The organism is Roseofilum sp. SBFL, from assembly GCF_017746885.1.
Classification (GTDB): domain Bacteria; phylum Cyanobacteriota; class Cyanobacteriia; order Cyanobacteriales; family Desertifilaceae; genus Roseofilum.
The window spans coordinates 20528-29818 of record NZ_JAGHZH010000027.1 but is presented as its reverse complement, the minus strand read 5'-3'; the positions used below and the strand labels follow the sequence as shown (position 1 = coordinate 29818).

Genomic DNA, 9291 nt, shown 5'->3' with positions numbered 1-9291 from the left:
GGGGAAGCCAGGTGAAGATAGGAGCAATGGAGGAGGATTGGAATGGAACTTACCACTATCGCTCTGACGAACTAGAACGGAGAGAATAACGGATACCGTGCCATCTCTGAATTGCGTATTTCTGGGGATGGCTAGAACGCTTTTCAGGTATGGGTTTTAAGGGCGACAAACCAATTAAAACGAATTTGGTATCCTTATAACAATTCCAGCGACAAAGCAATTAAGTGCAGAGGATAGAGCGAAGTAGATGGCTGCTCATGAGAGCTAGCTCTTCGCTGTACCGATCAATACCTGAAGTTCCTGAATGGGTGGCAACAGATGTTGTGGGTATTCTCTATCCTGACTCTCTCAAAACTTCTAGGGCTAAGTTGTGGAAAAATATTCCTTCTGAGTGGAAGGGTATTACCAAAGTTAATACCCTTGGAGGAATGCAATTGGCTGGAGTCTGTTGGCTCTTTTCTCCGATCATGCCGGGTCAAGGCGAGTCAATTGATATATGTCCTGCTTGTCACCCTTAATTTTCTTCTCCGATCATGCCAGCCCATGGAGTGTCGATGGATATATATCTTCTTTGGTTACCCTAGTTGGGTCTCCAGCTTGGATATATATCTATTTTAGCACACCTTATGACTCTCTCTTTATCCATAGGGAATGCTTATGTGATGGTCATGTGATGCTTATGTGATGGTCATGTGATTGGTTTATTGATGAAATTCTATGGCAATGCTTTCATCCATATTTTTTTCTATTTCACTTGACCTATCTTTTACCCATTCACTTTGGGGATGCTATGGTGAGTTTGTGTGAAATATGTGTGAGCAGAGGACTGAAAATCCTCGTGTCGGCTGTGAAAGAATGGTATACTCGTATGTTTTTGAATGCCAGGAGGCGGACTTGAACCGCCGACACGAGGATTTTCAGTCCTCTGCTCTACCGACTGAGCTATCCCGGCTTATTTTGAATGCTTTACTAAGCTAACACTAAATTCTTTTAGTTGTCAATACCCTGAGGAAAAAATTCTGAGGGAAAGGCGATCGCCTTTCCCTTCTATCCTAAATCGGACGTAAGCGAGTTAACTTCAAGTTGAACTGACCTCCAGCCGTTTCACCAAAGGCACGTACCCGTACAATATACGTCCCTGACTTGGTAATCCGGGCAAAGAGCAGGGAATTGGTACTGCCATCAGGGCCATCATCATTTTCAGCAATGGTGGTGCCATCATCACCCAGTAGGGTGACAATGGTATCAAACTGATCGGAATGCAGGTCAACGACTACATTATCCCCTTCATTCAAATTGACCATGTAATCGCGTGCAAATCCCCCTTGGCCAGTGGGAATATCCTTTTGCGAGAGGGTATCAGTAATTTCATTGCTCGTAGGTAATGGCTTGGGATTATAAATTGCTGATTGGGCCTGAGCTGCTGTCTGAAGACCGATCGCCATCAACAGGCTGAATACGAAACGAATACCGCTACTTGGGGTAGCTAAAGAGTTAAGCATGAAACATCAAGTCAACTGATGGATTTTCTGTGAATATCTTAAACTACGCTTTCAAGTAATCGCCAATATTATCTCACGTTCTGATTAGGTTTCAATATTACCGCGACGAGCTACTGCACACCGGGGAGCAATCCACCATGGGCCGCCTTCATTCCCTCTCAAGTCGCATTGTTCGATGGGTCCTGCACCATTAGAAGTAACATAAATCCCTTGTTTTTGGTTGCCATATAACCGGCATTGTTTCAAACTCAGATTACTTTGTTTTTTGATGTGTACACCTCGCCCACCATTTTGGAAAATCTCACAGAAGGACGCACTACCGTGACCGGCTTCAGACACTAGAATCCCCTCGCCAGTCATTTGGGAAATCTGGCAATGTTCTAAGTTCGCTTCAGCATGGCGATCGCTTTTAACACCAATCGTCTGGCCATAAATCTGACAAAATTCTAGGCTAGAGCGGCTATCTTGTGTCATCCAAACTCCATATTGGGAATCTCCAGTCACTTCACATCGACGTAGAGTGGCGTTCGTATTTTTTCCTTTGATGTAAATATTAGCCAGTCCACTCCCGTGAATAGTACACTCTTCCAGGGTGAGGTTGCCATGGGTGATAGAGATGGCGTAGGGACTATGGAGACGTTGACCCATGAAGCGACCGAGGCGATCGGCGCGGTGAATTTGTGTCCAGTTGCGGTAGTGAAAGGTTACACCCCGAATCAGGGCGCGATCGCCTTCCATTCGCACGCAAGGGGCCAATTGACTCTCGATAATAATATCTTCCTTATTTCCTTCACCCATAATTTGTAAGGGTTTATCAATTCGTAAGCTTTCAGCATAAAAACCGGCACGGACTTTAACGATCGTATAAGGAAGGGCGTTTTTAATCGCTTCATTCAGAGTGCGATAGTTAGCTGGCCCCAGTTTAGCCACAACTAGGGGCGGTGCGTCCAGGAATTCGGGATCGTCTTCTGAAGGTTGAGTAATCGTGGGCAGGTTATAGGGACTACTGTTGAGGTCATTGAGGGCTGCTTGGGCAGATTGATAGCGATCGCCGATCGCCACCTGAGTCAGTTTATCCAAAATTCCCCCCAGGTTTTCACTGATGGGATTCCCCTGTAATTGGGTTTCGCGCCATAACCAGCGTCCTTGACTGGGATCATAGAGGCGATCAGGTTCCACTCCCGTTAACAGACATAAACCGGTTACCCCTAAACTATATAAGTCACTGGCTGGATAGGTTTTACCTGTGAGCATCTGTTCCAAGGGGGCGTAGCCTTGCGTGCCAATCCCGACCGTTCCCGTTTGCGCGATCGCCGTTTGGGCCAATTGCTTAGAAATACCAAAATCAATCAGGACAAAGCCTTCCGGAGCTGATTCTAGCCCCTGTCGGAGCATCAGGTTTGCCGGTTTAATATCCCGGTGTATAATCTGACGATTATGGATAAATTGCAGTACCGGTAAGAGTCCTTGGAGTAGATTCCTAATTTGAGCCTCTGTAAACGGGCCATTTTGCTGCAAACATTGGGCTAAATTCTGTCCAGGGATAAACTCTTGGACTAAATAGCGTTGGTTCTCTTCTTGGAAAAAGTCCCATAAACTGGGGATTTGGGGATGGGCATCCAGATTCGTCAGCCGTTCGGCTTCCTGTTCAAACAGGGAGATCGCCTTTTCATACAGAGCCGCATTCCCTTGTAAGTCCGGCAGGGAAACCAAGTGTTTAATCGCACATTTTGCCTCCCCCCGTTCCCGATCCAGACCCAAGTACGTGCGAGCGCATCCACTGGTATTCGAAATTAATCGCATCACCTGATAGCGTCCTTTCAGCAACCGCAGTGCTGACCCACAATTGAGGCAAAATTGGGTAGATAGTGGATTTTGGGGTTGCGAACACTCTGGGTTGAGACAGTAGCTCATGGATCAATTAATAATTACAATCCTTTAGATTTCCGTGGCATCAGTTATCCCTTCAAAACTTACCCCAAAAAAGGGGGAAAAGTAAGTCATAAGCCGGATTCTGTTCTCCAAGATTCCTAAAGAGATCTTGGGGGGAGTTATCTATCTGGGACATTTGTTGCCAAATGCCTCAAGCGGTTCATAATCCTGGAACAGGTAAAAGACCAACCTTCGTTCCATCTGCCTTGCTCCCAACCGGGGTTTACCGAGCCAGCACCTCTCGATACTGCTGGTGCGCTCTTACCGCACCCTTGCACCCTTACCTGTATGCTTAATGCACCATCGGCGGTATGTTTCTGTGGCACTCTCCTCACGATCGCTCGCACTGGGCGTTACCCAGCAAGTTTGGTCTTTCGGGAGTCCGGACTTTCCTCAGACCGAGTTCCCTCGATCTGCAACGCCCTCCCTTACTTTTCCCTGTTATTAGTTTATCTAAATACGGGGTTCTAATATAATTTCCCCAATTCTGAACAATGCCATGCCTCTGCCAGTACATGACTTAACCAACTGCGTTGCGAGGCATCCAAAAAGCCATCATCTGCTAAAATTTCTTCCTTGAGATCGTCTAAGGATTGACCTTGGGAACGGGAAATATTAATGACTCCGGCGATCGCCGCTGCCACGACTTCCTCATCTACAGGCTTGTGGCGCAAGGCTATGATATCTTGAGAATGCTGTGGAATCGGGTAGTTCATCGTTATCTGAATCCGTTTTAATCAGTTGAAGAGATCGTGAGAATAATGTAAAATTTTGTAACATTATTTTAATCACGTAATCGCGATAATAACATATTTTTTGATTTTGTCAAGATATTTTTTGTAGAAGTACCGATGCAAGAACTCCTTTATTTAGAAATTCCCCAACCCAATACCTCTAGCGTACTGACTTGGTTACAGCAGCAGTACGACCCCCCCATCGGCGAAAAGTTCCTCACTCCAGATGGTTTTAGACTCCATTTCCCTCAACGAGACCCTCTGTCAATATTCATTTGGTCAGTTCAGCGCACCACTTACCTCAAACTCTTCCGTTGGTCAAACACTCCCATTCCCCAAGAGGGACGAGTGATTAATCACCTAAAAAACCAGCTTCAGAGACAATTTCCCCATGAATACCCGGAACCCCCAGAAATCGATTTATCCAAACAGTCTATTTTTGAAGCCTTAGCGCCCTACTATCCACAAACGGTACATTATTTCCAGAAAATGCCCAGGGGAGAATATGACCTCAACCGGGTGTATTGGTGGGAAAAACGATGGCGGGAAAATGTGCGCAAGCCCCAGATTCCAACTCCTGTCATTCGCCCCTTAGAAACCCCTTTATCTAAGGAGAATACCTACGATTTAATTTATATTGGCGGTGCATTAGGAGCCATTCATTCTGCACTCATGGCAGCACGAGGCTATCGGGTGTTATTGGTCGAACGTTTGCCCTATGGTCGGATGAATCGGGAATGGAATATTTCTAGGGATGAATTCGCCCAGTTAATTGAGTTAGGATTGTTTACTCAAGAAGAATTTGAAAACTTAATTGCCCGGGAATATGTAGACGGGTTTAATAAGTTTTTTGATAGTAATAATCCGGAGAATCTGAAAGCCAAAGTTTTGCATACGCCCAAGGTCTTGAATATTGCCATGGCCTCGGATAAGTTGTTGGGCAGTTGTGGCGAGAAGTTACTGAAAGCTGGTGGTGAAATTCGGGATGAAACCGAATTTCAATATGCAGAAGTGGCAGATAATGGAGTCAGGTTAACTTTAAAGCATTTGGGAACTGGGGAAACATCCCAAGTGCAAGGTCGCCTGCTGATTGATGCCATGGGGACGGCTTCTCCCATTGCCTGGCAGTTGAATGGAAATCGGGCGTTTGATAGTGTCTGTCCTACCGTGGGGGCGATGATTGATGGCGGGTTTGAACCAGGGGTTTGGGATTCAGATTATGGGGATGTTTTGAATAGCCATGGAGATGTTTCTCGGGGAAGACAGTTGATTTGGGAGTTATTCCCTGGTGCAGGTCAGGAGTTAACGTTCTATCTATTTCATTACCATCAAGTGCATCCGGATAATCCCGGTTCGTTGCTGGAAATGTATGAGGACTTTTTCACCATTTTACCTGAATATCGGCGCTGCGATCTGGAGAAATTGGTGTGGAAAAAGCCGACGTTTGGCTATATTCCCGGTCATTTTAGTTTAGGAAATAGCGATCGCAAGGTAGCCAGCAATCGTGTATTGGCGATCGGCGATGCAGCCTCCCTTCAGTCTCCTCTCGTCTTTACTGGGTTTGGCTCTTTGGTGCGCAATCTACCCCGCTTAACCGCTCTTCTGGATGTAGCGCTCAAGTACGATCGACTCACCAGCAAAGATCTAGCTGCCATTCGCGCTTATCAAGATAATACTGCCGTCACCTGGCTGTTTTCTAAGGGGATGATGGTTCCCACCCATCGTCATATTCAACCCCAGCTCATTAACGCCATGTTAAATACATTTTTCGGGTTATTGGCGGATGAACCTCCAGAAGTGGCCGATACTTTTATCAAAGATCGCACGACTTGGCTCTTATTTAATCGATTAGCCTTAAAAGCAGCCGTCAAAAATCCCGCCTTATTGCTGTGGATCTGGGAATTAGCTGGAGCAAAAGATATGTTGCGATGGTTATCCACGTACACCAGTTTTACCACCAAAGCCTTTATTCACGCCCTATTGCGTCCCTGGTTTCCCCAGTTTAGTCAATGGTGTGCGGGGTGGATGGGCGATCGCTATCCAGGGTTATGGTTAAAGATTTTAAGTTTAAACTACAGTCTCTCCGGTAATTGGGGACAAGCCATTCAAGACTTAAACCATCGATAGTCCGCCTGTTCTATGCCCTCAGTTACAATATCAGTTGTTCAGCCCTATAAACTACTTTATTCTGCTGATGAAAAACTGACTCTTTCGTTGAGAAGTTTGACAATTTCAGTATCATCAAACTCATCGACCAGTTGATTGAGACGATTGCAAAATACAGCATAATCCCGATCTAGCTCGCGCAAACGATTGACTTCTGACTCCAATGTAGTAAAGTCTCCAATGGTTGCTGCCTCATACAATTCTCCCAATTCTTCTGAGGAAGGCCAAATCCACTCAGTCTGTTGGCTAGAAGCTTGTTTATCTGTACTCTGTCCATCCTGCTCATAAACCCATGTCAAATGTAGGTACTTTTGCAAGCAAATCAGTAACTGTTCAAAATCTACGGGCTTCGGTAAAAAATCATCACATCCGGCTTCTAAACTTTGCCCTCGATCTGCTTCTGAAACACTGGCACTAGAGGCAATAACTGGCAAACCCATTCTTGGTGATGATATTCCATATTCTTGGGGCGATCGCCGAAGCTCGCGTACAAACTCAAAACCATCCATCACGGGCATTGCCAAATCAGTAATCACCAGATCGGGCTGAAAGGTTACCATACGCTCTAAACCCTCTTCACCATCGCCAGCTTCTTCAAGGACAAACCCCAGAGGACTTAAGACGGCGATCGCCACCTGTCGATTGACATCTCGATCCTCAACAATGAGCAATTTACGGCGATCGCCCTCATACCCAACAATCTTACCTCGTTCAACCCTCGTTGCCCCACTTGTCCACTCCTCAGAAACCGGTAGCTCCATCGCAAACCAGAACTGACTTCCTTGACCATAAACCGAGGTTACTTCAATTTTCCCTCCCATCATTTCCACAATTTTACGACTAATTGCTAATCCTAATCCCGTCCCTTCAGAGCGCTTGAAACTCGAACCCACTTGCTCAAACGGGAGAAAAATTTTGGTTAATTGTTCGGCCGTCATTCCGACTCCAGTATCTTGGATATCAAAGCGAATTTTGTTGCTCAAATGTTCGCAAGTTACAGTAAATATAACACTCCCTATTTCTGTAAACTTAGCTGCATTACCTAAAAGATTGAGTAAAACCTGACGCAGACGTTTTTCATCGGCATAAACTCCTTCTGGCAAATGGGGGTCGGTTTGGTAAGATAGTCCCAGATGTTTTTGCTCTGTTTTAATCCGAATGATTTCCACAATGCTGTCGAGAAACGAAGGAAAGTGAAAATGTTTGGGGACAATCTCCATTTTACGAGCTTCAATTTTTGACAAATCTAAAATATCATCGATCAGGGTCAGTAAATGAGAGCCGGATTGATGAATAATCTCAAGTTCTTTTCTATGTTTTTGACTTAAGGTTTTAGCCCGTTGTAGAATTTGGGTATAACCGAGAATTCCATTAAGGGGAGTCCGCAGTTCATGGCTCATATTAGCTAGAAAGTCACTTTTGGCTTGGTTGGCTGATTCTGCTACTTCTTTCGCTTGTGCCAGTTGAGCGGTTCTAGTTCAAGATTAGTTTTTTTGATTGCACTAAATGAGGCTTGTAATTGTTTCGCCATATGGTCAAAAGAACGAGCTAGTTCTCCTAGTTCATCCTGTCGTTTAATGGGCAATTCTTGACTCCACTGACTTTCAGAAAGTTGGATCGCATTATCTTCAATTTTCTGGGCTGCTTTACTTAGACTTTCAAGAGGAGAAAGCAATCTAAACTTAACAATAAATATAGCAATAAATACTCCTAGAGCGACAATGAATACTGCCCGGTTAATTAGAAATTGTGCAATAGAAGATGCAACCGAAACCGATTCAGAAAAAGGTTTGACTACGATCAACTTCCAGTATGTTTTGGGCATGTGAAAGATATAAACAATAGATTTTTCTTGCAGCAACCAATCGTCTTCAATATAGAATTTCCGTAACAGCCGAGTTGATTCGGTTTGTGAATGTAAAGGATCGAAAAGTACAGTAGTAATTAGTTCAGCTTTATAAAAATCAATTTGTGGACTGGCTTGCTGAAGTTGTTCTACTATCTCATGACTATACTTCGGCATCTTATGGGCTTTTCCTAAAATCTCCTGATTTACACTTTCTAGAGCTTCTGCAATCGGCAAAAATAGAGTCTGTGATGTAGCAAAATCAGAAACTGAAATGAATTCTATATTACTTTTATTTCTAGAATTATTTCCTGCTTTAACTTGTTTAACTAATTGGATATCCGGAAAGCTTATAAATGTGTTATCACGATCTACAATAAACGCATAACCACTGGTTTCTTTCTGCCATAACTCGGTAAATTTTTGTAAATCTTCCAATCTAACATCGATAGTTACGGCTCCAGAGAACTTGCCATTATCCTGAGTTGCCACTGTGCAAGTAACCATGGGTTGTTCAGAAAACGGATCGACATAGGATCGACTCCAGAAGCATTCACCTGGTTCTAGATAGGGGGCGACCACATACCAGTCTTCATTATGGTATCCGGATTGATTATAGTTGTCATAATAAATTAACGTATCATCTAATTCTCTACCCCAAAAAAAACTCCGGTTTTGAGTTTGTGAATCAAAAGCATAAGGTTCTGGCCAAATGCCTCCTCCAGCGATTCCTAAATCTTCTTGAAAGTCAATGATGGTAGGGATAAAATTTTTGAATGTTGTGACAGATTTGGGTAATTGCTCTGCGGTCAGAGCTAAGAGTCGAGTCAGAGCAGCAACTTCTCTAGACCGAGAATCTAAATCGGAGATGGCGCGATCGCCGGTTTGTTGAATTAGACGAGAGGATTCAGTAAAAAATAAACTTTTGCCTTCCGTGTTAATCGTAAGTATAAAACTGCCAATCAGACCAAAAGCGAAAATCCCTAAACCGCTTAATACCTGGAAGTTTAAGCTCATATACCATTTAGTTTTAGGCGGATTCATCTCAAAAGTCCAAACGCTTACAGGAAGAAAATAGTCAAATCATGATTTGATGTTATGCCAAAAGTAA

At 44.1% G+C, this 9291-nt stretch carries 7 protein-coding genes, 1 tRNA gene, 1 other RNA gene and 1 pseudogene; 2 read left to right on the top strand and 8 right to left on the bottom strand.

Translation table 11 applies throughout. The features are described from left to right. The first annotated feature begins 308 nt into the window (after positions 1-308). On the top strand, positions 309-518 hold the full coding sequence (locus J7545_RS02870) for a hypothetical protein (protein ID WP_318719107.1): 210 nt from the start codon (positions 309-311) through the stop codon (positions 516-518). 361 nt (positions 519-879) lie between these two features. Here the strand turns inward: J7545_RS02870 and J7545_RS02865 are convergent. The 6 genes and pseudogenes from J7545_RS02865 to J7545_RS02845 form a co-directional block, all read right to left on the bottom strand. Continuing rightward, positions 880-952, bottom strand: a tRNA-Phe gene (locus tag J7545_RS02865). 100 nt (positions 953-1052) lie between these two features. Further along, a complete protein-coding gene (locus J7545_RS02860; RefSeq protein ID WP_413038647.1) occupies positions 1053-1445 on the bottom strand; it encodes a PPC domain-containing protein in 393 nt (130 codons plus the stop codon). Positions 1446-1586: 141 nt separating this feature from the next. Next, positions 1587-3305 (bottom strand): protein kinase domain-containing protein, encoded by a 1719-nt coding sequence (locus J7545_RS02855; protein WP_318701628.1) that lies wholly within the window; start codon positions 3303-3305, stop codon positions 1587-1589. 39 nt (positions 3306-3344) lie between these two features. Further along, a pseudogene (locus J7545_RS23880) lies at positions 3345-3416 on the bottom strand (4-Cys prefix domain-containing protein); the annotation flags it as partial. 73 nt (positions 3417-3489) lie between these two features. Further along, positions 3490-3870, bottom strand: an RNA gene (gene rnpB, locus J7545_RS02850) — RNase P RNA component class A. Positions 3871-3901: 31 nt separating this feature from the next. After that, positions 3902-4150, bottom strand: coding sequence for a hypothetical protein (locus tag J7545_RS02845; protein WP_318701620.1), 249 nt, complete (start codon positions 4148-4150; stop codon positions 3902-3904). Positions 4151-4285: 135 nt separating this feature from the next. Between J7545_RS02845 and J7545_RS02840 the strand changes: the two genes are divergently transcribed. Then, positions 4286-6295: a flavin-dependent dehydrogenase gene (locus tag J7545_RS02840; protein ID WP_318701618.1), complete on the top strand. Its 2010-nt coding sequence runs from the start codon at positions 4286-4288 to the stop codon at positions 6293-6295. A 56-nt stretch (positions 6296-6351) separates the two neighbouring features. On the opposite strand, the gene J7545_RS02835 is transcribed toward J7545_RS02840, so the two are convergent. Beyond that, on the bottom strand, positions 6352-7797 hold the full coding sequence (locus J7545_RS02835) for an ATP-binding protein (RefSeq protein ID WP_318701626.1): 1446 nt from the start codon (positions 7795-7797) through the stop codon (positions 6352-6354). Further along, positions 7776-9224 (bottom strand): cache domain-containing protein, encoded by a 1449-nt coding sequence (locus J7545_RS02830; protein ID WP_318701616.1) that lies wholly within the window; start codon positions 9222-9224, stop codon positions 7776-7778. Before J7545_RS02830 ends, J7545_RS02835 begins: the two co-directional genes overlap by 22 nt. Positions 9225-9291: the final 67 nt, after the last annotated feature.

What these genes read in the sequence shown, in the direction of transcription:
- J7545_RS02830 (WP_318701616.1), bottom strand. Translation starts at nt 9,224, where the DNA reads ATGAATCCGCCTAAAACTAAATGGTATATGAGCTTAAACTTCCAGGTA.
- J7545_RS02840 (WP_318701618.1), top strand. Translation starts at nt 4,286, where the DNA reads ATGCAAGAACTCCTTTATTTAGAAATTCCCCAACCCAATACCTCTAGC.
- J7545_RS02855 (WP_318701628.1), bottom strand. Translation starts at nt 3,305, where the DNA reads ATGCGATTAATTTCGAATACCAGTGGATGCGCTCGCACGTACTTGGGT.
- J7545_RS02860 (WP_413038647.1), bottom strand. Translation starts at nt 1,445, where the DNA reads ATGGCGATCGGTCTTCAGACAGCAGCTCAGGCCCAATCAGCAATTTAT.
- J7545_RS02845 (WP_318701620.1), bottom strand. Translation starts at nt 4,150, where the DNA reads ATGAACTACCCGATTCCACAGCATTCTCAAGATATCATAGCCTTGCGC.